Annotated in this window: 21 protein-coding genes; 16 read left to right on the plus strand and 5 right to left on the minus strand. The window is 71.0% G+C overall.

Annotation, left to right across the window (positions count from 1 at the left end; all coding sequences use genetic code 11):
• Positions 1-1040 (plus strand): transglycosylase domain-containing protein (locus ABD817_RS21395; RefSeq protein ID WP_344919836.1); only part of this gene is annotated, 1040 nt, incomplete at its 5' end.
• A gap of 43 nt (positions 1041-1083) precedes the next feature.
• On the opposite strand, the gene ABD817_RS21400 is transcribed toward ABD817_RS21395, so the two are convergent.
• The 4 genes from ABD817_RS21400 to ABD817_RS21415 all read right to left on the minus strand — a co-directional run bounded on the left by ABD817_RS21400 (position 1084) and on the right by ABD817_RS21415 (position 8820).
• Positions 1084-4527, minus strand: coding sequence for a hypothetical protein (locus ABD817_RS21400; protein ID WP_344919837.1), 3444 nt, complete (start codon positions 4525-4527; stop codon positions 1084-1086).
• Between the two features lie 320 nt (positions 4528-4847).
• The gene (locus tag ABD817_RS21405; protein WP_344919838.1) at positions 4848-5135 is read right to left on the minus strand and encodes an aldo/keto reductase; all 288 of its coding nucleotides are present in this window, start codon (positions 5133-5135) and stop codon (positions 4848-4850) included.
• Positions 5132-6970 (minus strand): ABC transporter ATP-binding protein, encoded by a 1839-nt coding sequence (locus tag ABD817_RS21410; RefSeq protein ID WP_344919839.1) that lies wholly within the window; start codon positions 6968-6970, stop codon positions 5132-5134. The genes ABD817_RS21405 and ABD817_RS21410 overlap by 4 nt, the downstream gene beginning before the upstream one ends.
• The gene (locus tag ABD817_RS21415) at positions 6970-8820 is read right to left on the minus strand and encodes an ABC transporter ATP-binding protein (protein ID WP_344919840.1); all 1851 of its coding nucleotides are present in this window, start codon (positions 8818-8820) and stop codon (positions 6970-6972) included. Before ABD817_RS21415 ends, ABD817_RS21410 begins: the two co-directional genes overlap by 1 nt.
• A 236-nt stretch (positions 8821-9056) precedes the next feature.
• On the opposite strand from ABD817_RS21415, the gene ABD817_RS21420 reads away from it, so the two are divergent.
• The 4 genes from ABD817_RS21420 (at position 9057) to ABD817_RS21435 (ending at position 15626) form a co-directional block, all read left to right on the plus strand.
• Entirely contained in the window at positions 9057-10667 is a 1611-nt protein-coding gene (locus tag ABD817_RS21420; RefSeq protein ID WP_344919841.1) for an ABC-F family ATP-binding cassette domain-containing protein, read from the plus strand.
• A 63-nt stretch (positions 10668-10730) separates the two neighbouring features.
• Positions 10731-11549 carry a hypothetical protein gene (locus ABD817_RS21425; protein WP_344919842.1) on the plus strand — a complete coding sequence of 273 codons (819 nt, stop codon included), beginning with the start codon at positions 10731-10733 and terminating at the stop codon, positions 11547-11549.
• Positions 11550-11848: 299 nt separating this feature from the next.
• Entirely contained in the window at positions 11849-13837 is a 1989-nt protein-coding gene (locus ABD817_RS21430) for a hypothetical protein (RefSeq protein ID WP_344919843.1), read from the plus strand.
• Positions 13838-14336: 499 nt separating this feature from the next.
• The gene (locus ABD817_RS21435; protein ID WP_344919845.1) at positions 14337-15626 is read left to right on the plus strand and encodes a C40 family peptidase; all 1290 of its coding nucleotides are present in this window, start codon (positions 14337-14339) and stop codon (positions 15624-15626) included.
• 79 nt (positions 15627-15705) lie between these two features.
• On the opposite strand, the gene ABD817_RS21440 is transcribed toward ABD817_RS21435, so the two are convergent.
• Complete coding sequence (locus ABD817_RS21440; protein WP_329087576.1) at positions 15706-16203, minus strand: inorganic diphosphatase; 498 nt, start codon at positions 16201-16203, stop codon at positions 15706-15708.
• A 122-nt stretch (positions 16204-16325) separates the two neighbouring features.
• Between ABD817_RS21440 and dacB the strand changes: the two genes are divergently transcribed.
• From dacB to ABD817_RS21495, 11 genes are all read left to right on the plus strand, one after another.
• Positions 16326-17693, plus strand: a complete 1368-nt coding sequence (dacB, locus tag ABD817_RS21445; RefSeq protein WP_344919846.1) for a D-alanyl-D-alanine carboxypeptidase/D-alanyl-D-alanine endopeptidase — start codon at positions 16326-16328, stop codon at positions 17691-17693.
• Positions 17694-17744: 51 nt separating this feature from the next.
• Positions 17745-18833, plus strand: a complete 1089-nt coding sequence (locus ABD817_RS21450; protein ID WP_344919847.1) for a zinc-dependent metalloprotease — start codon at positions 17745-17747, stop codon at positions 18831-18833.
• A 119-nt stretch (positions 18834-18952) separates the two neighbouring features.
• A complete protein-coding gene (gene tilS / locus ABD817_RS21455; RefSeq protein WP_344919848.1) occupies positions 18953-19966 on the plus strand; it encodes a tRNA lysidine(34) synthetase TilS in 1014 nt (337 codons plus the stop codon).
• Positions 19967-19978: 12 nt separating this feature from the next.
• A complete protein-coding gene (gene hpt / locus ABD817_RS21460) occupies positions 19979-20536 on the plus strand; it encodes a hypoxanthine phosphoribosyltransferase (protein ID WP_344919850.1) in 558 nt (185 codons plus the stop codon).
• A gap of 280 nt (positions 20537-20816) precedes the next feature.
• Positions 20817-22823 (plus strand): ATP-dependent zinc metalloprotease FtsH, encoded by a 2007-nt coding sequence (gene ftsH / locus ABD817_RS21465; RefSeq protein ID WP_344919852.1) that lies wholly within the window; start codon positions 20817-20819, stop codon positions 22821-22823.
• Positions 22824-22826: 3 nt separating this feature from the next.
• Complete coding sequence (gene folE, locus ABD817_RS21470) at positions 22827-23411, plus strand: GTP cyclohydrolase I FolE (RefSeq protein WP_344919853.1); 585 nt, start codon at positions 22827-22829, stop codon at positions 23409-23411.
• A gap of 526 nt (positions 23412-23937) precedes the next feature.
• Positions 23938-24789 carry a dihydropteroate synthase gene (gene folP, locus ABD817_RS21475; protein ID WP_344919855.1) on the plus strand — a complete coding sequence of 284 codons (852 nt, stop codon included), beginning with the start codon at positions 23938-23940 and terminating at the stop codon, positions 24787-24789.
• Complete coding sequence (locus tag ABD817_RS21480) at positions 24786-25226, plus strand: nuclear transport factor 2 family protein (RefSeq protein ID WP_329087560.1); 441 nt, start codon at positions 24786-24788, stop codon at positions 25224-25226. The genes folP and ABD817_RS21480 overlap by 4 nt, the downstream gene beginning before the upstream one ends.
• 185 nt (positions 25227-25411) lie before the next feature.
• The gene (gene folB, locus ABD817_RS21485; RefSeq protein WP_344920156.1) at positions 25412-25828 is read left to right on the plus strand and encodes a dihydroneopterin aldolase; all 417 of its coding nucleotides are present in this window, start codon (positions 25412-25414) and stop codon (positions 25826-25828) included.
• Entirely contained in the window at positions 25825-26322 is a 498-nt protein-coding gene (gene folK / locus ABD817_RS21490; protein ID WP_344919857.1) for a 2-amino-4-hydroxy-6-hydroxymethyldihydropteridine diphosphokinase, read from the plus strand. Before folB ends, folK begins: the two co-directional genes overlap by 4 nt.
• The gene (locus tag ABD817_RS21495) at positions 26319-26771 is read left to right on the plus strand and encodes a DUF3180 domain-containing protein (protein ID WP_344919858.1); all 453 of its coding nucleotides are present in this window, start codon (positions 26319-26321) and stop codon (positions 26769-26771) included. Before folK ends, ABD817_RS21495 begins: the two co-directional genes overlap by 4 nt.
• Positions 26772-26788 lie beyond the last annotated feature (17 nt).

Raw genomic sequence — 26788 nt, forward strand, 5'->3', positions numbered from 1 at the left:
TTCAGGCGGGGTCGACGTTCAAGACGTTCACGTTGCTCACCGCGCTCAAGCAGGGCATGAAGGTCAACGACGGGTTCAGCGCGGGGGCGGGGTTTCGCGCGTCGGGGTATGCGGCGTTCAAGAACTGTAAGGGGGAGAACATCGGGGATCCGACCTGGACGGTGACCAACGACGAGGGGGCTCCGGGGTGGAAGACGTTGCGGACCGGCACCTGGGGGTCGGTGAACACGTTCTTCATGGAGTTGGAGCAGCGGGTCGGGCTGTGCGAGACGATCAAGACCGCGAAATCGCTGGGGATCCACCGCTCTGACGGGCTCAAGTTGCTGGAGTTTTCGACGTTCACCCTGGGCACCAACGAGATGGATCCGGTGACGGTGGCCAACGCCTATGCCGCGATCGGGGCGCGGGGTAAGTACTGTGCGCCGATGGCGATCAGCCGGATCACCGACCGGAACGGCAAGGTCACCGATTACAAGCCCAAGTGCCGCCAGGCGCTGGATCCGGAGGTCGCCGACGCGGCGGCCGATGTGTTGTCGGGGGTGTTCACCGAGGGCACGATGCGGGTCGTCGGCGGTATCGGCCGCGACGCGGCCGGCAAGACCGGCACCACCGACAGCTCCGCCACCGCGTGGTTCGCCGGGTTCACCCCGGACCTGGCCGGAGCGGTCAGCATCGGCGACCCGCGCGGCTCGCAGGACTACAAGCTGAACAACATCACGATCGGCGGCCGTTACTACGGCTCGGTCTTCGGTGCCAGCATCCCGGGTCCGATCTGGAAGGACACGATGCTGGCGGCGCTGAAGAACGTCGAGCCGACGTCGTTCACCCCGATCAACACGGAGCGGTTCGGCGGGTGCAGCCAGAGCTGTCAGCCCGCGCCGCCTCCGCGGGATGACGACGAGGATGGCGGCGGCACCGAGGTCATCGGTCCCGACGAGGGCGGCGGCTTCGACCGTCCCGGCGGGAACGACGGCCCCGGCGGCAACGCCGGCGGCGGTCGTGGCGGCCAGAACAACCCCTTCGGCCAGGGCGACGGCTGACGCGGCCTGGGAACCGCGTACGACGGGTGACCGGTGCCCCGGTTCAAGGTTCGTGGTCACCCCTGGCGGGGGTGATCCCGTACCGCCGGAGCCGGTCGGCCTCGGCGGCGCGGCCCAGCCGTCCCAGCAGGGTGATCGCCTGGCGCAGGGCGCCGGGCAGGCCCAGTTCGGCGGCGCGCAGGTGGGCGCGGACCGCTCTCTCCGGGTGGCCGGTCTCGCGCAGCAGGACGGCGATCCAGGTCAGGGCTTCGGTGTCGCCCGCCTCGACGCGGGCGCCCAGCCAGGTGACCGCCTCCGCCGTCCTGCCCGTCTCGTACATCAGGTCGACCGCGTGGTCCAGGGCCCCGGCGTCGCCGGTCTCGGCGCGGGCCCGCAGCCAGGTGACCGCCTCTTCGGAACGGTCCATCTGGTACAGCAGGGTGGTGAACCGCCGGAGGGCCTCGGTGTCGCCGGTCTCGGCGCGGGCGCGCAGCCAGGTGACCGCCTCCTCGGCGCGCCCCGACTCCTGGAGCAGCTCGACCGCCTTCCACAGGGCGTCGGCGTCGCCGGTCTCGGCGCGTTCCCTGAGCCAGGTGATCGCCTCTTTGGAGCGATCCGTCCGCTGGAGCAGCTCGACCATCCGCCACCCGGCGTCGGTGTCGCCCGCCTCGGCGGCGCGCCGGTACGCGGCCAGGGCCTCCTCGGTCCGGCCCGTCTCCTGGAGCAGTTCGACCATCCGCCAGCCCTCGCCGGTGTGTCCGGTCTCGACGGCCCGCCGGTACGCGGTCAGGGCCTCCTCCAGGCGGCCCCGGCGGTGCAGCAGATCGGCCATCGGCCAGTGTGAGCCGGCGTTTCCCGCTTCGGTGGCGTGCCGGTACGCGGCCAGGGCCTCCTCGGTCCGGCCCGCCCTCTCCAGGAGGTGGGGGAGCAGATCGAGGGCGAGGCGGTCGCCGGTTTCCGCGCGGGCGGACAGCCAGGTGATCGCCTCCCCGGACCGGTTCGACTCCCGCAGCAGCTCGACCGCCTCCTCGAGGGCGAGGCGGTCGCCGGTCTCGGCGCGGGCCCGCAGCCGGGCGATCGCCTCCTCGGCCTGTCCCGTCCGCCGCAGGAGGCCGATCGATCGCCAGTAGGCGTAGGTGTCGCCGGTCTCGGCGCGGGCGTCCAGCCAGGTGGTCGCCTCCTCGGCCCGTCCCGTGTACCGGAGCAGCTCGACCATCCTGGAGATCGCGCGGTGGTCACCCGTCTCCGCGCGGGCTCTGAGCCAGGTGATCGCCTCCTCGGTGCGCCCCGACTCCCGCAGCAGCTCGACCGCCTCCCACAGGGCGTCGGCGTCGCCGGTCTCGGCGCGGACCCGCAGGCAGGTGATCGCCTCCTCCGCCCGTCCCATCTCCCGCAGCAGGGCGACGGCCTGCTTGAGGACGTGACCCTCGCCGGTGCTCGCGGCGCGACGGCAGGCGATGATCGCCTCCTCCCGGTGGCCCGTCCGGTACAGCAGGGACGCCAGCCACTCCGGGGCGTCGATGTTCCCCGTCTTCGCGGCGCGCCGGTAGGCGGTGAGGGCCTCCTGATGGTGTCCCCTCCTGTCGAGGAGGGCCGCGGTCCAGGCGGGAAGGTCGGCGTCGCCGAACCAGTCGTGGGCCCACGGCCAGGTGAGCGCCTCCCTGACCCTTCCCGCCTCCACGAGCAGCGCGATCGCCTCCCTCGGGGCGTCGGCGTCCCCCGCCTCGGCGGCGCGCCGGTAGGCGGCGATCGCCCTCTCGCGGTGCCCGGCCCCGTTGAGGATGGCGGCGCTCCAGCCGAGGGCTCGGGCGTCGTCCCGCTCGCTGTGGACCCGCAGCCAGGTGAGTGCCTCCTCGGTACGTCCCGTCTCCCGCAGCAGGGAGATCGCCCGCCGGGAGGCGTCGGGGTCACCGGCCGTGGCGGCGCCCCCGTACAGCAGGAGGGCGTGGCGGTAGAGGCCGCGGGCCCGAGCCTGGGCGGCGAGGCGCGCCAGGTCCTCGGGGGCGGCGTGGGAGACCAGCGCGTCCCACATGGCGGCGGGGACGGGACATGTACGGCGCTCGGCGCGACCGAGCTGTTCCAGGTGGTCCGCCAGCCGGTAGCGGGGGGACGCGGACGGCTCGTCGTGGCGGGGGCGGACGCGCGCGAGGGGGCCGTGGGCACCGCAGGCGTAGGCCAGGGCCCGTTCGAACCAGTCCCGGGGCAGGGCGCCGTACTCATAGTCGGTCAGGTAGTCGAACGCGGCGGTCTTAAGGAGGGCCCGGGAGAGGGCGGGGCCGTGCCCCGCGCGCCTGGCGTCCATGGCGGCCTCGATCACGGCCTTGGCCGGGGCGGGCGCGTTGCGGTAGCGCTCCACCATGCCGGGCACGCCGGTCAGGTACTGGGTGATCCGGCCGTCGCGGGCCCCGGCGTACGCGCGTTCCAGACGAGGGTCGCCGCGTGCCGCGCCGCGCACCGCCTCCAGGGGGGCGCCGGTGAAACGGTCGGGAACGTGGATGGCCGCGCCGGTCACCAGCGCCCGCGCCTGGGTACGGGAGCCGGTGCCCATGCTGGGAGCCGCGGTGAGGGCGGTCCAGTACTCGGGCCACAGGGTGCCCAGGACCAGCACCGGGCCGCGCTCCGGGTCGCTCACCAGAGCCCGCAGCCCGGCGGCGACGCGCTCGCCCAGGCCGTCCGCCGGGGTGAGCAGGTAGGACTGCGACTCGTCGAGCCACACGACGGTCCGAGGCACGAGGGAGCCCAGGGCCACGGTGGCCGCCTCGGGAGGGCCGGAATCGGCCGGGTGCCACAGCCGCCACCCGCGGGGCAGGAGCCGGACGGCCTCCCAGCAGGCCCGGGTCTTGCCGGTGGACGAGTCGCCGACCAGCATCGCGACCGCGCTGTGCCCGGCCGCCGCCCGTCGTACGACGGCGGCGAGGTGGTTGTCGTGGGGGCGCGGCACGTAGGCCGGCAGACCTGCCATGCCGGCGGCCTCCGCGCCCGCGTCGATCGCCCGGTGCACCCCCAGCGAGAACGGGTCGACCGGCGAGCGGACCGGTGCCCCCGCCGCCGAGTGGACCGGCGATCCTGCCGCCGGGTGGACCGGCGACCCGGCCACCGAACGGATCGGTGACCTGGTCGCCCGGTGGACCGGTGACCCGGGCGCCGAGCCCAGGCGGGCCCTCGTCCACAGCTCGCGGCCCCGGTCGGCGGTGTCGGTGGCGTCGGCGGGGTCTCGCCGGGCCAGTCGGGCCAGCACGGTGATGACGGCCGTCAGGTCGGCCTGGCCGGTGGGCATCTCCGCCGAGGTGAGCAGCCGGTGGACGGCGTCGCGTCCGGGAGCACCCGGGCCGGGGAGGTCGTCGGCGATCCTCGCGGCGATGCCGTCGAGGGTGGGGGCGCCAGCTTCCAGATACAGCTCGTACAGCAGGTCCTTGAGATCACGCAGTGGTCCGGGAGGGATCTGCGGGCGGGTGATCAGGAGCGGTCGCCGCCGCACCTGGCCGCTGCTCTCATCACCGTTCTTCATCTCTTATCGCCACTCATCGCAACATCATCGCTCGCCGTGCAGTCTGCGAAAGATAGAAATAAGCAGTAATAAGGTGACAAAGATACTTCCGGCGCAAGTCAGAGCTCGCTTTCCCGATGCCGGAACACTCGGTGTGGACGTGCCCCGGTGGGGGCCGCTGAACGGGAAAGGCTACTTTTTTCTGTATGAGCCGATAATGGGTATTCAGGCGTTTTTTAATGTAGGTTCAGGGGATATTTACGGGCTTGGTGTGTGTATCCGAGGGCTCCATCGGTCCTCCTCGCCGGTCGGTGTCCCCGCCTGTCTGTGTCCCGCCGGACTCAGGCGAGTTTGTCCAACCGGGCGATGTCGTCCTCGGTCAGCCGCAGGTCGGCCGCGGCGATGTTCTCCTCCAGGTGGGCGACGGAGGAGGTCCCGGGGATGGCGAAGGTGATCGGGGAGCGGGACAGCAGCCAGGCGAGTATCACCTGGGTGCGGCTCGCGCCGTGACGCCCGGCGATGTCGTCCAGCGTCAGCTCCTGCTCCCGGGTGGCGGCCATGCCGGGGGGAGCCTGTGACGTGTCCAGGCCGGGCCTCAGGATCCCCGCGATTCGAGCGGCCTCGATCACGCGGAATCGGCGACGGAGCCGGCGACGGAGACGAACCCGGAACCGGGGCGGTAGTTGGGAGACTGGTGCCGGAAGTAGGTGTTGTAGACCCGGCAGTAGTGGCCGCCGCGGGCCAGCAGCGTGGTGTGGTCGCCTTCCTCGACGATCCGGCCGTGATCCAGCACGATGATGCGGTCGACGTGCTCGATCGTGGACAGCCGGTGTGCGATGACGATGGAGGTGCGGTCGGCCAGCACCCGGTCCAGGCCCTCCTGGATCTGGGCCTCGGTCAGCGGATCGACACTCGCGGTGGCCTCGTCCAGGACCACGATCGCCGGATCCTGGATGAGCAGGCGGGCCAGCGCGACGAGCTGGCGCTGGCCCATGGACAGGGCGCGGCCGTGCTCGCCGACGTCGGTCCGCAGGCCGTCGGGCAGGGCGTCGATCCAGTCGCCCCCGCCGACCGCCGTGGCGGCGGCGAGCACCTCCTCCTCGCTCGCCTCCGGCCTCGGGTAGCGGATGTTGTCGGCGACGGTGCCGCTGAACAGGAACGGAACCTGTGGGACCGCGCCGATCTGCCGCCGGTATCCGGCCAGGTCCAGCGTGCGGACGTCACGGCCGTCGATCAGCAACCGGCCGTCCTGGAACTCGTAGAACCGGGTGATCAGCTTGCTGAGCGTCGACTTGCCCGCACCGGTGTGACCGACCAGCGCGACGCTCTCGCCCGCCTCGATGGTGAGGTCGAAGTCCCGCAGGACGGTGCTCGCGGCTTCGTAGCCGAACCTGACGCCGCGGAACTCGATGCGGCCCGCCAGCCTGCCGACCGGCTGGGGATCGGTCTGCACGACCCGGGGCGGCGCGTCGATCAGGGCGAAGACCCGCTCCGACGCGGACAGGCCCTGCTGGAACTGGGACCAGAACGCCGCGATGGAGGTCAGCGGGAACCAGAAGAGCGAGACGCCCTGGAGGAAGAGGAACCAGTCGCCGCCGGACAGACCGCCGCCGAGCACGGCGGTGCCGCCCAACTGGACGAGCGCGACCGTGGCCAGCCCGGCGACGAGGAAGAGCACGGGGAAGATGCTGGAGAAGACGAAACCCTGCCGGAGCGTCACCTGGTAGCTCTGCCGGTTGATGGGGCGGAACTCGTCGTAGACCCGCTGCTCCTGGCGGAAGTTCTTGGCGACGCTGATCCCGCCCATGGTCTCCTGCAGGGTGGCGTTCACCCGGCTCAGCGAGCGTTGCGCCTGGCGGGTGCTGCTCCGGGCGATCCGCCGGAACAGCAGGGCGGCGCCCATCACGATCGGCGCCACGAGAAGGGTCAGCAGGGCGAGCTCGACACTGCGCAGGAAGAGCAGGATCGTGATGAAGCCCACCATCAGCACCTGGCTGATCAGGTCCATCGTCAGGGTGGAGACGGTGGCGAAGTCGTCGGTGTCGGAGGTGACCCGGCTTACGATCTTGCCCGACGGGTTCTCGTCGTAGAACGACAGGTCACGTTCGAGCACGGCGTCGAACGCGTCCTGGCGAAGATGCAGGACGACGTCGCCGGTGACCCTCGCGCTGTACAGCTGGCGGATGAAGTTGAAGAGCCAGCCGAGCACCCCGGCGAGCAGCAGACCGGCGGTTAGCTGCCAGCCCACGTCGGCGATCGTGCCGTCCTCGATTCCGTCCACACCCCAGCTGACCAGCAACGGCATCGCCGCCTGGCTCAGGGAGAACAACACGATCATGACCGCGACCAGGACCATCGATCCCAGTTTCGGCCTGAAATAGGACAGGATCCGGCGAAGAAGGTCACGATCGCTGTAGGTGCGGTCGTAGTCCTCGGCGTCGAGGCCGTCCATGACGAAGCCCATTAGCCCCGCCCTCCCTGCTCGCTGGTGAGAACCACGGCCGGGTCGGTGGTGCCACCGGCCACGTCGCCGTCGGCCACGTCGGCCTCGTCGTAGTGGGCGAAGATCCGCCGGTAGAGGCGGCTCCGGGTGAGCAACTCGTCGTGGGTGCCGTAGTCGACCAGCTCGCCCCGGCGGAGCAGCAGGACCTTGTCCGCCCAGCGGATCTGGGAGAGCCTGTGGGTGATCAGAAAGGTGGTGCGCCCGTCGAGAACGCGGCCGATGGCCTGCTGGATCCTGTCTTCCGTGGCGGAGTCGATCGCGCTCGTCGAGTCGTCGAGCACGAGGATCGCCGGATCCGTCAGCAGCGCCCGCGCGATGGCCAGGCGCTGGCGCTGGCCGCCGGAGAGAGTGATGCCGCGCTCACCGATGACCGTGTCGTAGCCGTCGTCGAGCTCGCCGATGAACTCGGCCGCCTGAGCCTCCTCCGCCGCCCGGACGACGGCGTCCCGCTCCACCCGCTGGCCCAGCCCGAAGGCGATGTTCTCGGCCACCGACCGGGAGAACAGCACGATGTCCTGCTCGATGGTGGAGATCTGGGAGCGCAGCGAGTCGAGGTCCCACTCGCGGACGTCCACGCCGTCGACCAGGATGCGGCCCGCGGTGACGTCGTAGATCCGGGGAACCAGCTTCGCCAGGGTGCTCTTGCCCGAGCCGGTCTCGCCGACGATCGCCACGGTCTCGCCCGGCCGTACGGTGAACGACACCTCGCGCAGCACCGGCTCGCCCTCCCCGTAGCCGAACGTCACGTTCTCGAAGCGGATCGCCCCGCTGATCGGCGCGGCGTGGCCGTCGGCGCGTTGCCCGAGCTCGGTCTCGGTGTTCATGATGCTCAGGATCCGGCGGGAGGACACGATGCCGATCTGGACCAGCGAGAAGGTGAAGATCGAGATGCTGGTCGGGAAGCCCAGCATGCTCACCAGGCCCATGAAGGCGACCAGCTCGCCGATCGTGATGGCGCCCGTGGCCTGGAGGTGGAGACCGTGCCAGAGCGCGCCGGCCATCGCGAAGGCGAAGAGCAGGGTCGGCAGGTATCGGGCCTGGACCAGGCCGTTGTGGGCGAAGGAGTCGCGATAGCGCCGCGCGCGCGTCCGGAACCGCCGCCGCTCCTGGTCCTCCTGCGCGGTCACTTTGATGACCTCGATGCCGCGGACGGCCTCGTTCAGCCCGGCGTTGAGATCGCCGAACTGCTCCCGCATGCGGGTCGCCACCGGGTTGAGCCGTCCCATGTAGTGCCAGAGCGCGACGGCGAAGGCGACCGCGAAGACGCCGGGCACCAGCAGCAGCCGCGGATCGATCGCGGTGATGAAGACCAGGGGCACGAGGCCGGTCAGGCTGGAGTCGACGATCAGGTCGATCCCCGGGCTGATCATGGTGGAGAGCTGCCGGATGTCGTTGGCGGCCCGCGCCATCAGGTCGCCGACCCGCTGCCTGTTGTGGAAGGTCTGGCTCTTGCCGAGCAGGCTGACGTAGAGCTCGTCCCTGGCGTCCCGCTCCAGCCGCTTGGCCAGGACCTCGCTGGACAGGCGCGCGACGAGATCGAAGGCGCCGCGGGCCAGCACGATCGCGAGCAGTCCCAGGGAGATCGGGCCCAGCGCCCGCGCCCCGCCGCCGTTCTCACCCAGCACGGCGTCGAACGCCTCGCCGGTGAGCCCGGGGACCATGGCGTTGAGCACGACCATGATCAGTGACGCGCCGAGGAATCCGGTCAGCTGAAGCGGATGGCGGCGAACATGGGATGAGAGCCAGCGCACCGGGCCCCGCCTGTCGTACGGGCGGCCGGGTACGGAGAACTCCGAACTGCTGGTGGCCACAAGCTCGCTCCCGAGCAGATCGAGGATGAAGGTCGAACCTGTTTTCTATCACCGGGCACCGACGGTTTCCCATCGCATTTTCCGCGGGCCCCTCCCAGGACCGGCCGGGGACGGGACGGAGCCGCGGGACGGAGACGCGGGACGGAGCCGCAGGACCGGGGGCGCCTCCGATATCGGGATGCCTGATACGGAAACCGGCGTGTACCCTGCGCGGGGAACCGTGGAGGGAAATCGTCGTGGGGCACGTTGAGGTTGGCCATCTGACATACGTTCTGCCGGACGGGCGACCGCTGCTGGACGACGTGTCCTTCCGGGTCGGCGAGGGGGTCAAGGCGGCACTCGTCGGACCCAACGGGGCGGGCAAGACGACGTTGATGCGGCTGATCGCGGGCGACCTGCAGCCGGTCGACGGGAGCGTCGCCAGTTCCGGCGGCCTGGGCATCATGCGGCAGTTCATCGGCAGCATCCGCGACGGCAGGTCCGTGCACGACCTGCTGGTCAGCGTCGCCCCGCAGCGCGTACGGCAGGCGGCCGAGCGCCTCGACGCCGCCGAGCTCGTGATGATGGAGCGCGAGGACGAGAAGGCGCAGATGCGCTACGCGCAGGCCATCACCGACTACACCGACGCGGGCGGCTACGACATCGAGGTGCTCTGGGACACCTGCGCCATGGCAGCCCTCGGCATGCCGTACGACGACTGCAAGTACCGCGAGGTCAACACGCTGTCGGGCGGTGAGCAGAAGCGGCTGGTGCTGGAGGCGCTGCTGCGGGGGCCCGACCAGACGCTGCTGCTCGACGAGCCGGACAACTACCTGGACGTGCCGGGCAAGCTCTGGCTGGAGCGGGCGCTGCGCGAGACGGCCAAGACGGTGCTGCTGGTCAGCCACGACAGGGAGCTCCTGGCCAACGCGGCCGACCGGATCATCACCGTCGAGTCCGGCAACATCTGGATCCACGGCGGGGGCTTCCGCTCGTACGCCCAGGCGCGCAGGGAGCGCAACGAGCGCCTCGACGAGCTGAAGAAGCGCTGGGACGAGGAGCACGCCAAGATCAAGCGTCTGGTCCTCATGCTGAAGCAGAAGGCCAAGTACATGGACACCATGGCCGCCGCCTACCACTCGGCCCAGACCCGGCTGCGCAGGTTCGAGGAGGCCGGGCCGCCGGAGGCGGCGCCCAAGGAGCAGTTCATCAGCATGCGGCTCAAGGGCGGCCGGACCGCCAAACGGGCGGTGATCTGCGAGCAGCTGGAGCTCACCGGCCTGATGAAGCCGTTCGACCTGGAGATCTGGTACGGCGAGCGGGTCGCGGTGCTGGGTTCCAACGGGTCGGGCAAGTCACACTTCCTGCGCCTGGTCGCCGGGGAGGAGGTCCGGCACACCGGCGTGGCGAGGCTCGGCGCCCGGGTCGTCCCCGGCCACTTCGCCCAGACGCACGCCCGCCCCGAGCTCATCGGCCGGACGCCCTGTGAGATCGTGATGACCGAGCACGCCCGGCTCAAGAACGAGGCGATGAAGGTGCTGTCCCGCTACGAGCTGGCCGGGACCATCGCCGAGCAGCGCTTCGAGACGCTGTCCGGCGGCCAGCAGGCGAGGCTGCAGATCCTGCTGCTGGAGCTGTCGGGCACCACCCTGCTGCTGCTGGACGAGCCGACCGACAACCTCGACCTGGCCAGTGCCGAGGCGCTTCAGGAGGGGCTGGACGCCTTCGACGGGACCGTGGTCGCCGTCACCCACGACCGCTGGTTCGCCGATGACTTCGACCGGTATCTGGTCTTCGGAGCCGATGGAAAGGTCTACGAATCATCCGAACCGGTATGGGATGAGGCCAGGGTGGTCCGGCAGAGGTAAAGACTCGGGCCGTTTCCGGCGCGCCCAGGTGGGCGGGAGGTCGTCACCGGTTATCACGGCTAGGTGACGCACAGCACCCGAATCGTCGGCGCCCTCACCCTCCTCCTTCTCGTCGGATGCGCCGGATGCACCGGCGACGACGAGGAGACGAAGCAGGCCGCCGCGCTCCAGCCGATCGCGGTCAGGGAGCAGGCCTCCTCCATCGTCAAGGGCGATGACGGGTACGTGGTGAATTGGGCTGGAGTGCTGGCCAACACCAACCCGTGGCACTTCGGCGAGCACGTCGTGGCCACCGTGGTGGCCAAGAACTCCCAGGGCAAGGAGGTCGTCCGGCTGGAACAGCCGCTGGACGCCGTGCCCCCCGCCGGGACGCTGCCCTTCACCGGCCAGGTGGTGACCCAGGACAAGCCCGCCGACGTGAGCATCGCGTACCGCCCGGCGCGCTGGCACCAGGCGGGCCGGATCGTCTCGGCCTTCCAGCCCTTCCCGGTCCGCGAGGTGCTGACCGACCGCACGGCCGACGGCGACTATCTCGTCACCGGCTACGTCGGCACCCCGTACGTGATACCGGCCCGCAGTCTGGCCGTCACCGCGCTCCTGCGCGACAAGCAGGGCAAGCTGCTCGGTGGTGGGAGCACGTTCGTGGACAACGTCCAGGCGGGCCAGAAGCGCCGGTTCATCATGCAGATCAAGAGCGTCGAGAACACCCGCGACATCGCCTCCGCCGAGGTGACCGCGCGCACCTGGGGATCGAGCAGCCGTCCCTTCGAACAACTCGCCCTCGGCGGTTCCCTGCCCCTGAACACGGTCAAGCCGAAGATGCCCCCGTTCGCCAAGGACCGGGGCAGACAGGCACCCCTCGCGGGCGCCGACCGCCCCTGATCGTCCCTCCGCGCCCGCCGGACGCTCGGGACCGTCCGCCCGTCGCCGTGACGCTCGTGAGCGTTCGTTCATGGTCGAACGTTCGTGGGCGTCCGTTCACGGCCGGACGCCCGCGAACGGGAGACCTTCCTCGATGCGCCGATATGCACGATTAATTCAGTTAAATAGCCATTCATCAATATTTATTATTGCTATCAGTGTCGAGTTTTTTACTCGATTCATTGACGCGGTAAAGACAGTCGAAGTCATCGCCCGCGAACCGCTGTATTTGTCGTTACCCAGCGTTTAAGTTCGATTACATGCCTGACAGTGTCCTGGTAGCGGCGTTGCGCGCGAGGAGTTCCGGAGCCCTCGCCGATCTCTACGACTCGTACGCGGAAAGCGTCTACCGATACTGCCGTTCAATGCTCACCACCTCCGGCGCCGCGGAGTCGGCGCTCCTCGACACCCTCGTCGCCGCCGAGGCCCATGTTCACGCGCTCGCCGACCCCCGTCGGCTGGAGGCGTGGCTGTACGCACTCGCTCGGGGGGAGTGCGTACGGCGTAATCTCGCCCGCGCCGAGGAGCCCGATCCGCGGGCCCCCGTCCCGGTGGTCATCGCCGGAGACGACGCGGACCTGCGGGTGATGGCGTGGAACGCCGCCCGGAGCCTGTCGCCCGGCGACCGGGAGGTCCTCGATCTGAGCTGTCGGCACGGCTTCGGGCCCATCGACCTCGCCGCGGTCCTGGGTGTCACCCCCAAGGTCGCGGGCGCGCTGTACGAGTCGGCGAGGGAGCGCCTGCGCGACGTCGTCACCGTGGAGGTCCTCGTCCGCAAGGGGCCCTACGACTGCGCGAGCCGGGCCCGCATGCTGACCGGCTTCAACGGCGAGCTCACGCCGGAGGCGCGCGAGCGGGTCATCCGCCACGTGAACCGCTGCGACACCTGTGCCCCGCACCGGGTCAGGCAGGTCTCCGCGGCCAAGGTCTTCGACCTGCTCCCCCTGGTCGCGCTGCCGCCCACGCTGCGCGCGTGGGTGATGAGCCACTTCACCGACCCCGGACGGGTCCCCTACCGCCGCGACGTCGCCCACCGGGCCGGTCCCCTCGACGACGCCGGGTTCCCCGTCGACAGGGCTCGCGGGAGCCGTCGCGGGCCCTACGCGCTGGCCGGCGCGGTGGCCGCGGTGGCCGCGGCGACGGCGCTCGCCCTGGTCCTCGCCCAGATGGTGGCCGAGCCGGGAGGCGCGGGTTCCGGCGTCGCCTCGGGTACGTTCCCGGCGGTGGCGGATCCTCCGGACGCCCCGAGACCAGGGGACCCCCGGCGGGAAGGCGCGCCCGTGACGCCGGAGCCCGTCGGGGAGGGAGTGGCCGTCGAGCGGATCGGTTCGCTCGGGGCGACGGAGCCGGTCAGCGCCACCGGACCCGACTTCGGGAGCGACCCGCCGGGGGCGCCGGGCCCGATCGGCCGCGAGGCGGAGGCCCCGCCCCGGCGGCCGGGTGACGAACGGCCGGGTGACGAACCGTCCGGCGAAGGACCGGCCGGTCCGGTCGGTGACGGACCGGCCGACCGTCCGTCCGCTCCCTCGGAGGACCCGGCCCCGCCCTCCCCGCCCGTGTCACCCGTGTTGCCGGGATCCCCCGGGATCGGTACGCCGGACAGGCATCCGTCCCGCGACCACCACGGACACTCCTCCCGCAACTGCCGGACCACCCATCGATCGGCGAACCACGCGCCCTCGCGGGTGCCCCCCGGCTCCTCGCACGCGGATCCGGCACCTCCCGGGGCGAATCCGAACCCCCCGAGAGACGCGACGGACCCGAGAGGAGAACACAGGCCCCCGCGCGCGGCCCCCCGGCCTCCGCGGGCGAACCCCCGGCCGCCGTACGTGGACCCGCGACGCCCGCGTGCCAACCCCGGCCACCCGAGGTCCGGCCCGAGACAGATCCCCGACGATTCCCGACCGGCCCCCACCGCTCCGAGGCGGCCCCAGAGCGAGGCGGGCCCGGAACGGATCCCGGCCAGCGCGGGTCATGGGCGGGCCTCGGGCAGCGCGGATCGCGGGCGGAGCCCGGAGAGTGCGGGTCGCGAGCGGATCCCGGACGGTACGAGCCGAGGGCGCGCCTCGGAGGGTGCCGGTCACGGGGGGACCCCGGACGGCGGGGGCCGGGGGAGGTCTTCGGACGGTCCGGGGCAGGGGCGGTCTCCGGGAGGCTCCTCATCAGCCTCCACCGCCGAGACTCCCGCCACGCCGCCGTCGCGGCCGGAGTCTCCCGCCCTCTCCGGGCCGCCTGCCGCATCGGTCTGACCGGTCCGACCTCTGACTGATTCGTCCCTCGCCTTTCCCTGTTTCCCGGCCTGCCTGAACCGCCTGGCCCGCTCGGCCCACCCGGCTTGCTCACCTGCCCGGACCACTTGATCTCCCCGGACCGCTTGGCGTACCCGGTCCGCCTGACCTGCCCGGCTCCCGGCCCACCTTGGGCCCCGATCCCGGCCTTCGCCACGAGGGCCGTACCGATGTCCAGGCCGTACCGCCGCCCGCGAAGAAACCCGCCGCGTCCGCCGGGGGGAAGCCGTCGCGTACCCGCCGTACCGAGGCCCGGTCGTGGGGGTTCTGGGACCGGAGCCCCCGTCGGCGGGGGTATTGTGGCGGGCGGTGACTACGGGGTGTGAGTGATATGTGTGCGGAGAGTGACAGACGGGAATGCTGAGGTAGGCCGCCGCCTGGCACGCGGCGACGCGCCGCGCCGTGCCGCGCGGTGAGACCGCGACACGCGGTATCCAAGGGGGACTCCGGGGGGAGACGCATGCATTCAGTCAGACGGCGCCGTCATGCCGCCGCGGTGGCGGGCCTCGCCTGTTGCCTGATCGCCGGGCCGGGGCTCCCCGCCGGCGCTGTTCCCGGCCGGCCGGGACCGGCCGACGACGCCGTACCGGGCGGTGTGCGGGGTCCGTCGGCCGGTGAGGTCGCCGACGCGCGGGCCCTGGCCCGCGAGCGCGGTGAGAGGCTCGGCGCGACCACGGTCCAGGTCGCCGAGGCGCAGGCCAGGTTGGAGGAGCTGGTCGCTCGGGCGGAGCGGCTCGTCGAGTCGTACAACGGGGAGTTGGTCAAGACGGCTCGCGCCAAGGAGGTCGCCGAGCAGGCGGCCGAGCGGGCCAGGGCGGCGGGTTCCGAGGTCGGGGAGGCCCGGGAGGCGGTGGCCGCGATCACCACCCAGAACTACGGTGGGCTGGACGTCGCCCAGCCCATGATGGCCATGATGACCGACAGCGGCGGTCCCACGGACGACGGCTACCTGCGCCGGGCCAGCATCCTCGCCCACATGGGCGGGGGGCAGACGGAGACGCTCAGGCAACTGCGGGAGGCCCAGGAGGTCTTCGCCATCCTGCGGGCGCAGGCGGATGACGCCTACGCCGGGCAGCGGGAGGCTCAGGCGAGGGCCGAGGAGGCGAAGCTCGCCGCCGAGGAGGCGGTCACCGAGCAGGTCGACGAGACCCGGCGGATCAAGGAGGAGCAGGCGAGGCTGGAGAAGCTGGCCGACGAGGCGCGCAGCGCCGCCGACCTGCTCGCCAGGAGGCGCGAGACGGCCCTGGAACAGGCCAGGATCGCCAGGGAGAAGGCCGAGCGCGCTCGATACCAGGCCGCCGCGGCGCGTCGCGAGGCGGCGCGGACGGCGGTGGCCTCGGGGGAGCCCGCGTCGCGCTGGGCGCTCAACGTGACGGCCGGCTCCGCCAAGGGCGACATCGCCGCCGACTGGGCGCTCACCCAGCTCGACAAGCCGTACGTGTGGGCGGCCGCCGGGCCGGCCGCCTACGACTGCTCGGGGTTGACCATGCGGGCCTGGGAGCGGGTCGGGATCGCGATGGACCACTGGACCGGCACCCAGTGGACCGCGGGCCCGCACGTGCGGCTCAGCGAACTCCAGCGGGGTGACCTGCTCTTCTACGGGCAGATCACCCAGAACCCCGGCGACATCCATCATGTGGGGATCTACATCGGCCGGGGGCTGATGGTGCACGCCCCGCAGACGGGGGACGTGGTCAGGGTCGCGCCGATGTGGCGCAGCGATCTCGTCGGCGCGACCCGTCCCGCGTGACGACCGGCCAGAGGGCGACCGGCTGAAGACGCTGAAGACGCTGAAGACGCTGAGGACCGGGTAATGATCCGGTCACGAATCAGTGCTTTCCGTGGACCTCGTCCTTGGCGCGCTTGATGGAGCGGACGATCTCCTCTTCGGCCTCCACCCTGCCGACCCAGTTGGCACCCTCGACCGACTTGCCGGGCTCCAGGTCCTTGTAGACCTCGAAGAAGTGCTGGATCTCCAGGCGGTCGAACTCCGGTACGTGGTGGATGTCGCGAATGTGTTCCATCCGGGGGTCGGTGGCCGGGACACACAGGACCTTGTCGTCGCCGCCCTTCTCGTCGGTCATGCGGAACATGCCGACGGCCCGGCACTTGATCAGGCAGCCGGGGAAGGTCGGCTCCTGGAGCAGCACCAGGGCGTCGAGCGGGTCACCGTCCTCGCCGAGAGTGTCTTCGATGAAGCCGTAGTCGGCGGGGTACTGCGTGGAGGTGAAGAGCATGCGGTCGAGCCTGATGCGGCCTGACTCGTGGTCCACCTCGTACTTGTTCCGTTGCCCCTTGGGAATCTCAACGAGAACGTCGAACTCCACCGCGGTTCCTCCGCTCAGGCCCCCGGGCACCCCCGGTTGGGCGTTAATGTCTCGTAGGCGTTTTATGCCTTTTGGATACCGATGATGAGAGGACGGCGACGATAATGCGGCGTGAGCGGTGGGTGGCATTGGTCACTCTCGTCCTGCTGCAGATTTTCGTCGTCGCGGCCGGGGCACACCTGCTCACCAGCGGTGTGCTGGTCGAGAGCGAGCCCGAGACGATCGTCGCGTCGGCCGAGCCGCCTCCCGTCCCGGTCATCACCGCGGGTCCGGTGCTGGCGGCGGGGGGGAACGGCCCTCTCCCCGCCAAGGGTACTTTGGCGCAGCGGTTGACCGAGGCGTTGGGTGACCCCGCCCTGGGAGGGAGTGTCGGGGCCGCGGTCCTCGACGCGGAGACGGGCGCCCTGCTGTTCGGCAGCGGCGCGGCCACGGGTATCACCCCCGCCTCCACCACCAAGGTCGTCACCGCGGTCGCCGCGATGGCCTCGCTGGGACCCGATGCGAGGCTGAGCACCCGCGTGGTGCGGGGCTCCTCACCCGGCTCGATCATCCTTGTCGGAGGCGGCGACCCCACCCTGGCGAGCCCCAGGACGGCGGCGAGCCCGGTCTACCCCCGGCCCGCCACCCTCGCCACCCTCGCCTCGCGCGCCGCCAAGGCGCTCAAGGAGGCCGGGGTGTCCAAGGTGACGGTGGCCTATGACGACTCCCTCTACACGGGGCCGCGCACCGCCGCGACGTGGAAGCCCGGCTACGTACCCGAGGGCAGCGTCGCCCCCGTCACGGCGCTCATGATCGACGAGGGCAGGATCTCGCGGGGCAGTGACCAGCGGGTCTCCGACCCCTCCCGCGCGGCGCACGGCGCGTTCGTGTCGCTGCTGTCGAAGTACGGGATCACGGTCGTCAAGTCCGCCAGGCGGTCCAGGGCCCCGGCCGGTGCGCAGGAGATCGCCCGGGTCGACTCCGCGCCGGTCTACGCCTTGGTCGAGCGGGCCCTCACCCTCAGCGACAACGACCTGTCGGAGGCGCTGGCCAGACATGTGGCGATCAAGGAGGGGGAACCGGCCTCCTTCGACGGCGGCGCCTCGGCCGTCGGCAAGGTGCTGACCAGGCTCGGCGCGGCGAAGGGCGTGCGGGTGTTCGACGGCAGCGGGCTGTCGCCGAAGAACCGCATCGCCCCCGAGGCACTCGCCCGACTGGTCGCGGTGGCGGCCTCCCCGGCGAACCCCGCCCTGCACCAGATCGCGAGCGGCATGCCGGTCGCCGGTTTCAGCGGCACCCTCGGGCACAGGTTCGACAAGCTCCACTCCGCCTACGGGCTGATCCGCGCCAAGACGGGCACCCTCGACGGGGTCAACACCCTGGCGGGCATGACCACCACGCGGGACGGACGCCTGGTGACCTTCGCCTTCATGGCGGACAAGGTCCCGCCGGGCTGGGGCAAGGCGGAGGCGGCCCTCGACAGGCTCGCCGCCGCGGTCGCCATCGGCTGATCACGGGTTCCGGGTGCGCGACTTGGGGGGAGAGCACGTACGGTGGACGGTATGCAGGTGATCGATTGGGATCTTGCCGTAGCGACCGGAACGCGCCTGGTGCGCCCCGGGCCGCAAGTGAGCCGAGAGGAGGCCCGGCAGGCCGTCGCCGATTTGCGGCGGCTCTCGCGCGAGGCCGAGGGGCATGTCCGCGAGTTCACCCGGATCGACACCGAGACCGCGCCGCAACCCGCGACCATCGTCGACAGGCCCGGCTGGATCAAGGCCAACGTCGACGGGTTCCGGGTGGTGCTGGAGCCGCTCACCGAGCGGATGGCCGCCCGGGGGAGCCAGGCACCGGCGATCGTGAGCGCCGTGGGCTCGCGCGTCACCGGGGTCGAGGTGGGCGCGGTGCTGGCCTTCCTCGCCTCCCGCGTCCTGGGGCAGTACGAGTTGTTCCTGCCGCCCGACCCGACCGGCCAGGCGCCCACGGGGCGCCTCACCCTGGTCGCGCCCAACATCGTCAACGCCGAGCAGGAGCTCAACGTCAACCCGCGTGACTTCCGCCTCTGGGTCTGCCTGCACGAGGAGACCCATCGGGTGCAGTTCACCGGCGTCCCCTGGCTGCGCGAGTACGTCAGCTCGCAGACGACCGACTTCCTGCTCGCCTCCGACATCGACCTGCCCGCGCTGCTCGAACGGCTCCGCTCGGCCGCCGGTACGTTCACGGACGTCGTCAGGGGCGGTGAGGGCAACCTGATCGACGCGATCCAGACGCCCGAGCAGAAGGTGATCCTCGACCGGCTCACCGCGGTGATGACCCTGGTCGAGGGGCACGGCGACTACGTCATGGACGCGGTCGGCCCCTCGGTGGTCCCCTCTGTCGCCGACATCCGCGCCAAGTTCCACCATCGCCGCGAGGGCGGTTCGCGCCTCGACCGCACGATCCGCAGGCTGCTCGGCCTCGACCTCAAGATGAAGCAGTACGCCGAGGGCTCGGCCTTCGTCCGCACGGTCGTGGGGCAGGTGGGCATCGACGGCTTCAACAAGGTCTGGACCTCGCCGGAGACGCTCCCCACCCAGGACGAGATCGCCAAGCCCGAGCGCTGGATCGCCAGGGTGATCGGCACCCCGGCCATCCCCAGCGGCACCGCAGGCTGACCGGACGGGGCGGCCCGATCGGCCGGGCCGCCCCGCCGTTCCAGCTGTCCCGGTCGACTGCCGGTGAAGCGGTCGCGTCGCCGTCCCGTTCGAGGCCGGACAGCCGGACAATGGCGGGCATGGGTCCGCATCCCGCCGTCGCCGACGTCCGGCGCGCCGTACGCCTCGCGCTGGGCGACCTGGAGCCGGGCGCTCTCGTGCTGGCCGCGTGCAGCGGCGGCGCCGACTCCCTGGCCTTGGCCGCCGCGCTGGGCTTCACGGCGCCCCGCGCCGGGCTCCGCGCCGGGCTGCTCAGCGTCGACCACGGCCTTCAGGAGGGGTCCGGCGACCGCGCGGGTGACGTCGTGCGGCTCGCGCCCGGCCTGGGGCTCGGTCTCGCCGAGGCGCTGCCCGTCTCCGTCGGCGTCTCGGGAGGGCCCGAGGCGGCGGCCAGGCAGGCCAGGTACGCGGCCCTGTCCGAGGCGGCGGAGCGCCTCGGGGCGGCGGTCGTGCTGCTCGGGCACACCAGGGACGACCAGGCGGAGACCGTGCTGCTCGGGCTGGCCAGGGGGAGCGGCACCCGGTCGCTGGCCGGGATGCCCGCGCGGGCCGGGATCTACCGGCGGCCCCTGCTGGAACTCGGCCGCGCGACGACCGTGGCGGCCTGCGCGGCGCTCGGCCTGGTCCCGTGGGACGACCCGCACAACCTCGACCCGCGATACACCCGGGTCCGGGTCCGCGAGCGGCTGCTGCCCGCCCTGGAGGACGAGCTCGGCCCCGGCGTCGCCGAGGCGCTCGCCAGGACCGCCTCCCTGTGCCGCGACGACGCCGACGCGCTCGACGCCTGGGCCGGGGAGGTCTACGCCCGCGTCGCCGTGCGGGATTGCGCTCTTAGCGATATGACGACGGTGACGATGGCCGTACGAGATCTGGAGGATCTTCCCGTCGCGGTGCGGCGGCGGGTGTTGCGGAGGGCGGCGATCGACGCGGGAGCGCCGCCGGGCACGCTCGCGGCCTCGCACGTCCTCCAGGTGGACCGTCTGGTCACGGCGTGGCGGGGGCAGCGACGCGTAGAGGTGCCCGGGGGGGTGGGTGCGGTTCGTCGGTATGGCACCCTGATATTCGCCAGACAGCCAGCCAGCCCCGTTTCGTAAGGAAAATCCCAGGTGGACGCAGCCGACATGGGCCGAGACCTCTCGAAGGTCCTCATTCCCGAGGATGAGCTCCAAGCCAAGATCAAGGAGCTCGCGAGCCGGATCGACGAGGACTACGCGGGCAAGGATCTGCTGATCGTGGGCGTGCTCAAGGGCGCGGTCATGGTGATGGCGGACCTGGCGAGGGCCCTTCACCTGCCCGTGCAGATGGACTGGATGGCCGTTTCGTCCTACGGGGCGGGCACCAGGTCGTCGGGCGTCGTGCGCGTGCTCAAGGACCTCGACACCGACATCGCCGGACGCCACGTGCTGGTCGTCGAGGACATCATCGACTCCGGCCTGACCCTGTCGTGGCTGGTCCACAACCTGAAGTCGCGCGACCCCGCCTCGGTGGAGATCTGCGCCGCGCTGCGCAAGCCGGACGCGGTCAAGGTGCCGATCGACGTGAAGTACGTCGGTTTCGACATCCCCAACGAGTTCGTGATCGGTTACGGCCTCGACTACGCCGAGCGCTACCGCAACCTTCCCTTCATCGGAACTCTCGCCCCCCACGTGTACGGAGCGGGCTGAAAAGTACGCCCTGCGCGAAGTAAGTCATTCACAAACGCGACATTGCCCATAGCGGCGGGGAACACGGACCTACCTGACGTACGTTGGTAGGGCAAAGCCGGTCTGTCCGCGCGGTGACCCCGTGCGCCACGCCGGTGTACCTTCGGACAACCGAAGAGGTGGCCTCCCGCCGTCTCTGGGTAGTCAGTTGGAGCGGTTAGGGATACCGCGAACCCCGGGTTCGCCCGGGGTTGCCAGGCTCTGGTCAGGAAGGGACGGGCCCGCCGGGGTTCCGCATCGGATGGATCTCAAGCGATTTACACGTGGGCCACTGCTGTGGATCCTGGGCATCGTCGTGCTGCTCCTTCTCGTCACCACCATGTGGGGCGGTGAGGGCAACTTCGAGAGGCGAGACACCTCCCAGATCGTCAGCTGGATCGACGAGGGCAAGGTCTCCAACGCCAAGATCATCGACAAGGACCAGCGCATCGAGGTCACTCTGACCGACAAGAAGCGCTACTACTCCTCGTGGGTGACGGGTCAGGGCGTGCAGCTCGCCGACAAACTCCAGTCGGCCAAGGCGGCCAACAAGCTGCCCGGTGGATACAACGTCGACGTTCCCAAGGAGAACTTCCTCCTCGGGCTCCTGGTGAGCTTCCTGCCGATCGTCATCATCGTGCTGATCTTCCTGTTCATCATGAACCAGATGCAGGGCGGCGGCTCCCGGGTGATGAACTTCGGCAAGTCGAAGGCGAAACTCATCACCAAGGACACTCCGAAGACCACCTTCGCCGACGTCGCGGGTGCCGACGAGGCCATCGAGGAGCTCCAGGAGATCAAGGAGTTCCTCCAGGCCCCGGCCAAGTTCCAGGCGATCGGCGCCAAGATCCCCAAGGGCGTCCTGCTCTACGGCCCGCCCGGAACCGGCAAGACCCTGCTCGCCAGGGCCGTCGCCGGTGAGGCCGGGGTGCCGTTCTACTCCATCTCCGGTTCCGACTTCGTCGAGATGTTCGTCGGCGTCGGCGCCTCCCGGGTCCGCGACCTGTTCGAGCAGGCCAAGGCGAACGCTCCGGCGATCATCTTCATCGACGAGATCGACGCGGTGGGCCGCCACCGCGGCGCCGGTCTCGGCGGCGGTCACGACGAGCGCGAGCAGACGCTGAACCAGCTCCTCGTCGAGATGGACGGCTTCGACGTCAAGGGCGGCGTGATCCTGATCGCCGCGACCAACCGGCCCGACATCCTCGACCCGGCGCTGCTGCGTCCCGGTCGTTTCGACCGCCAGGTCACCGTCGACCGCCCCGACCTGGAGGGCCGCAAGGGCATCCTCAAGGTGCACGGCCGAGGCAAGCCCTTCGGCGAGGGCGTCGACCTCGACATCATCGCCCGCCGGACGCCCGGTTTCACCGGCGCCGACCTGGCCAACGTGATCAACGAGGCCGCGCTGCTCACCGCGCGGGCCGACCAGAAGCTGATCACGATGGAGCTGCTCGAAGAGTCGATCGACCGCGTGATGGCCGGTCCCGAGCGCAAGTCGCGCGTCATGTCGGACCAGGAAAAGAAGATCATCGCGTACCACGAGGGCGGGCACGCCCTGGTCGCGCACGCGCTGCCCAACTCCGACCCGGTCCACAAGATCACGATCCTGTCCCGCGGACGCGCCCTCGGCTACACGATGACGCTGCCGATGGAGGACAAGTTCCTCGCGACCCGCTCGGAGATGCTGGACCAGCTCGCGATGCTCCTCGGCGGCCGTACGGCGGAGGAGCTCGTCTTCCACGAGCCCACCACCGGCGCCTCCAACGACATCGAGAAGGCCACCTCCATCGCCCGCCGCATGGTCACCGAGTACGGCATGAGCGAGCAGCTCGGCGCCCGCAAGTTCGGCAGCGGCAACGGCGAGGTCTTCCTCGGCCGCGAGATGGGTCACGAGCGCGACTACTCCGAGAAGATCGCCTCCACGATCGACGAGGAGGTCCGCCGCCTCATCGAGTCCGGCCACGACCAGGCCTGGGAGATCCTCGTCGAGTACCGCGACGTGCTCGACAACCTGGTGCTGGAGCTGATGGAGAAGGAAACCCTCTCCCGCGAACAGGTTCTGCAGATCTTCGCCCCGGTCGTCGTCAAGGAGAAGAGGCCCTCCTACTCCGGCTACGGCAAGCGGCTGCCCTCCAACCGCCCGCCGATCCTGTCCCGCAAGGAGCAGTCCGGCAACGGCGCGCTCCCCACGGGCGAGCAGACCGGTGGCAACGGCGCCCTTCCGGCGGGCACGGGTCATCCCGACGTCTCGCCCAAGGACGTGAACTGAGCCGTGGCGGGGGCCAAGCCGCTCCAGGTCGACACGGTCCGGCTGGAGAACGCCGTCCGCGAGATCCTCATCGCCATCGGTGAGGATCCCGACCGCGACGGCCTCCGGGCCACCCCGGCCCGGGTCGCCCGCGCCTACGCGGAGCAGTTCGCCGGGCTGGGGCAGACCCCGGAGGACGTCCTGACCACGGTCTTCGACGTGGATCACGACGAGATGGTGCTCGTCCGCGACATCGAGGTCTACTCGACCTGCGAGCACCACCTCGTGCCGTTCCACGGCGTCGCCCACGTCGGCTACATCCCGAACGCGAAGGGGCAGGTCACCGGCCTGTCCAAGATCGCCCGCCTCGTCGACGTGTACGCCAGGCGTCCCCAGGTGCAGGAGAGGATGACCTCCCAGATCGCCGACGCGCTCATGAACGTGCTGGAGCCGAGGGGGGTCATCGTCGTGATCGAGTGCGAGCACCTCTGCATGACCATGCGGGGCGTCCGCAAGCCCGGTGCCAAGACGATCACCTCGGCCGTACGCGGAGACTTCCGCAACAGTGACAAGACCCGCGCCGAGGCGATGGCCCTCATCATCCGCTGATCGCCTTCTCGCGTGCCTTCGAGAGCCCGTACGGGCCCGCACCCCGGCCAGACCGCCACCGGCGGCCCGGCCGGGGTTTCCGCGTTCCGGAGGGTGATGATCGGATCCGTTACGGGGCCCGTGGCCGGACCCGTGACAGGGTTTCCGTGACCTGGCCCGCGGCCGGACCCGTACCGGGATCCGTGGCCGGGCCCGTGACCGGGCTCGTGGCCGGAAAGGGCTGTGGCGCGGGGAAAGTCCTCCGAGGTGACCTTGGCCGGGCTAATATCGCCACACCCGGCGGGGCCGGGCGTCCCGACCGGGTTCTCCCCGGCTCCCGGACCGGCTCCCGGATCGCGGCGGGCACGCCCGAGGAGGGGTCCGCGGAGCCGCCGACCCCGAGTGGAGGAGAACGCATGCCAGCCAGACGTCCCGGGCGGGACACCCACCGCAGGCCGTCCGCCCTGTGACGGGTGTGCGGATTCGTTATGGCGCAAGCCGGACCCACGAGACGGGCGTACGGTGCACAACGCCTAGGCTGGTCGCCATGACTACGTGGAGTGTGCCCGGGTTGCCGGACGCGGGCCGGTGCCTCGTGATGGGCGTGGTCAACGTGACTCCCGACTCCTTCTCCGACGGCGGCAGGTGGTTCGACCCGGAGGTGGCCGTGCGTCACGGCCTGGAGTTGGTCGAGCAGGGCGCAGACATCGTCGACGTGGGGGGTGAGTCCACCAGGCCCGGCGCCGCGCGGGTTCCGCTGGAGGAGGAGCTGGCCAGGGTCGAGCCGGTCATCCGGGAGCTGAGCCGCGAGGGCGTCACCGTCAGCGTCGACACGATGCGGGCCGAGGTCGCCCAGATGGCCGTGGAGGCCGGGGCGAAACTGGTCAACGACGTCAGCGGAGGGCTGGCCGACCCGGCGATGCCGAGGGTCGTGGCCGCCTCAGGGGTGCCGTACGTGGTGATGCACTGGCGGGGGCACAGTCACGCCATGGACCGCAGGGCCGTGTACGGCGACGTGGTGACCGAGGTGCGCGAGGAGCTCGCCAAGCGGGTCGCCTCCGTGCTGGCCGAGGGGGTGTCGGAGGAGCAGATCGTGCTCGACCCGGGGTTGGGCTTCTCCAAGAACCCCGAACACAACTGGGCTCTGATCGCGGGTATCGACCGGCTCGGGGAGCTGGGCTACCCGCTGCTCGTCGGGGCCTCGCGGAAACGCTTCCTGGGTCGCCTCCTGGCCGGCCCGGACGGTGCGCCGCGCCCTTTCAATCGTAGTGACGATGCCACGCTCGCCGTGACGGCGCTCGCCGCGCAGGCGGGGGCCTGGTGTGTGCGCGTGCACGACGTCCGCCCGAACGCGGACGCCGTCCGTGTGGCTGCCGCAGTTCAGGGAGCGAGATCATGAGCGTCGACACCACCGCCGTCGAGACGGTCAACCAGGCGTTCTACACCGCCATCGAGGACGCCGACCTCGACCGGATGACCGAGATCTGGGCCGAGGACATCGAGGGCGAGCAGGTGAGCTGCGTCCACCCCGGCTGGCCGATCGTGAACGGCCGCCAGGAGGTGCTGCGCTCGTGGGCGCTCATCATGGCCAACACGCCCTACATCCAGTTCGTGCTGACCGACGTCCGCGTCATGGTCCTGGGCGACGTCGCCATCCTCACCTGTGAGGAGAACATCCTCACCGCGGGCGACGAGGGTGATTCCAGCTTCGCGGCGGGCAAGGTGGTCGCGAGCAACACCTTCGTGCGGACGTCGGCGGGGTGGCGGCTCTGGCTGCATCACGGCTCGCCCGTGCTGCAGGGGGACGACGAGGACGAGGAAGAGGAAACCGCGTGAGCGAACGCACCGGTGAACGGTCCGGCGGGGGCGGCGGTTTCCCGGCGGACGGGGAGTGGGGCGGTGTCGCGTCCCGGATCCACGTCGAGACGCCCCTGCGGATCGACGACGGCGTCGGCGACCTGATCGGCGATCCGGCCGACGAGCCGGTCGGCGGCCCGGCCGGGGGTTCGCTCCGGGGGCCGCTGGAGACCCCGGTCCCGGGTTCGTTCGGGGACGCGGCGTACGGCCCACCGGACACGGCCGACCGGATCAGCCTGAGGGGGCTGCGGGTGCGCGGGCGGCACGGCGTGCTGGCGGCGGAGCGGGAGCTCGGCCAGGAGTTCGTCGTCGACGTCACCCTGTTCCTCGACACGGCTCCGGCGGCGGCCGGGGACGATCTCACCAGGACCGTCCACTACGGCGAGCTCGCCGAGGACCTGGCGAGGGTCGTGGAAGGCGAGCCGGTCGACCTGATCGAGACCCTGGCCCAGCGCCTGGCCGACGTCTGCCTGGCCCGCGAGCTCGTCCAGGTGGCGGAGGTGAGCGTGCACAAGCCCGCCGCGCCGATCCCGCTGCCGTTCGACGACGTGATCGTGACGATCACCCGGCGCCGGGCATGAGGGTGGTCCTGGCGCTCGGCAGCAATCTCGGCGACCGGTTCGACACCCTGCGGGGCGCGCTCGACTCCCTCTTCGAGCAGCCGGGGCTCACGTTCGTCGCGGTGTCGCCGGTCTACGAGACCGACCCGGTCGGCGGCCCCGAGCAGGGCGCCTATCTCAACGCGGTGGTGATCGCCGAGAGCGCGCTGGAACCCCGGGAGCTCCTCGATCGTGCTCAAGGTGTGGAGAACGCCTTCGGCAGGGTCCGGGTGGAGCGCTGGGGAGCGCGCACGCTGGACGTCGACCTGATCACCGTGGGGGACGTCGTCATGGACGACCCCGACCTCACCCTGCCGCACCCCAGGGCGCACGAGCGCGCGTTCGTGCTGGTCCCCTGGGTGCGGGCCGACCCCGGGGCCGTCCTCTCCGGGCGCCGGGTGGCCGACCTGCTGGCCGGTCTCGACCAGGACTACGTACGGCCGCGCCCCGACCTGACCCTCCAGAGGCCCGTGTGAAGCCAACCCGTCCCGGTGTTCTCATCGGGTTCCTCGTCGTGGCCGGAATCCTCACCTGGGCGATGCTCAAACCGCTCTACTCGTCCCTGCCGACCGTGCCGTGGACGGCGATCCCGACGGTGCTGCTGCTGGCGATCGGCGAGTTCTACAGCGGCTGGATGACGAAGGCCAGGATCGAGCGCAGGCCCGACACCAAGCCCGTCGAGCCCCTGGCCGTGGCCCGCCTGGCCGCCCTGGCCAAGGCATCCGCGTACGGCGGGGCGATCTTCGGCGGGATCTTCGCCGGGTTCACCCTCTACACGGTGGAGCTTCTGGAGCAGGAGGTCCCCCGCCGCGACTTCTTCATCACCGGCGGGTCGTTGCTGGTGTGCGTGCTGCTGATCTGCTCGGCCCTGTACCTGGAGCACTGCTGCAAGGTGCCCAAGGACTCCGCGGACGACGACCGCTGAGGCGCCGTCCCCGGCCG

Source organism: Streptosporangium oxazolinicum, from assembly GCF_039537505.1.
In the GTDB taxonomy this organism is placed as follows: domain Bacteria; phylum Actinomycetota; class Actinomycetes; order Streptosporangiales; family Streptosporangiaceae; genus Streptosporangium; species Streptosporangium oxazolinicum.

Coding starts and splice junctions, on each gene's coding strand:
- ABD817_RS21450 (WP_344919847.1), top strand. CDS start 17,745: ATGCAGGTGATCGATTGGGATCTTGCCGTAGCGACCGGAACGCGCCTG.
- ABD817_RS21400 (WP_344919837.1), bottom strand. CDS start 4,527: ATGAAGAACGGTGATGAGAGCAGCGGCCAGGTGCGGCGGCGACCGCTC.
- folK (WP_344919857.1), top strand. CDS start 25,825: ATGAGGGTGGTCCTGGCGCTCGGCAGCAATCTCGGCGACCGGTTCGAC.
- tilS (WP_344919848.1), top strand. CDS start 18,953: ATGGGTCCGCATCCCGCCGTCGCCGACGTCCGGCGCGCCGTACGCCTC.
- ftsH (WP_344919852.1), top strand. CDS start 20,817: ATGGATCTCAAGCGATTTACACGTGGGCCACTGCTGTGGATCCTGGGC.
- ABD817_RS21410 (WP_344919839.1), bottom strand. CDS start 6,970: ATGGGCTTCGTCATGGACGGCCTCGACGCCGAGGACTACGACCGCACC.
- ABD817_RS21435 (WP_344919845.1), top strand. CDS start 14,337: ATGCATTCAGTCAGACGGCGCCGTCATGCCGCCGCGGTGGCGGGCCTC.
- ABD817_RS21430 (WP_344919843.1), top strand. CDS start 11,849: ATGCCTGACAGTGTCCTGGTAGCGGCGTTGCGCGCGAGGAGTTCCGGA.
- ABD817_RS21480 (WP_329087560.1), top strand. CDS start 24,786: ATGAGCGTCGACACCACCGCCGTCGAGACGGTCAACCAGGCGTTCTAC.
- folP (WP_344919855.1), top strand. CDS start 23,938: ATGACTACGTGGAGTGTGCCCGGGTTGCCGGACGCGGGCCGGTGCCTC.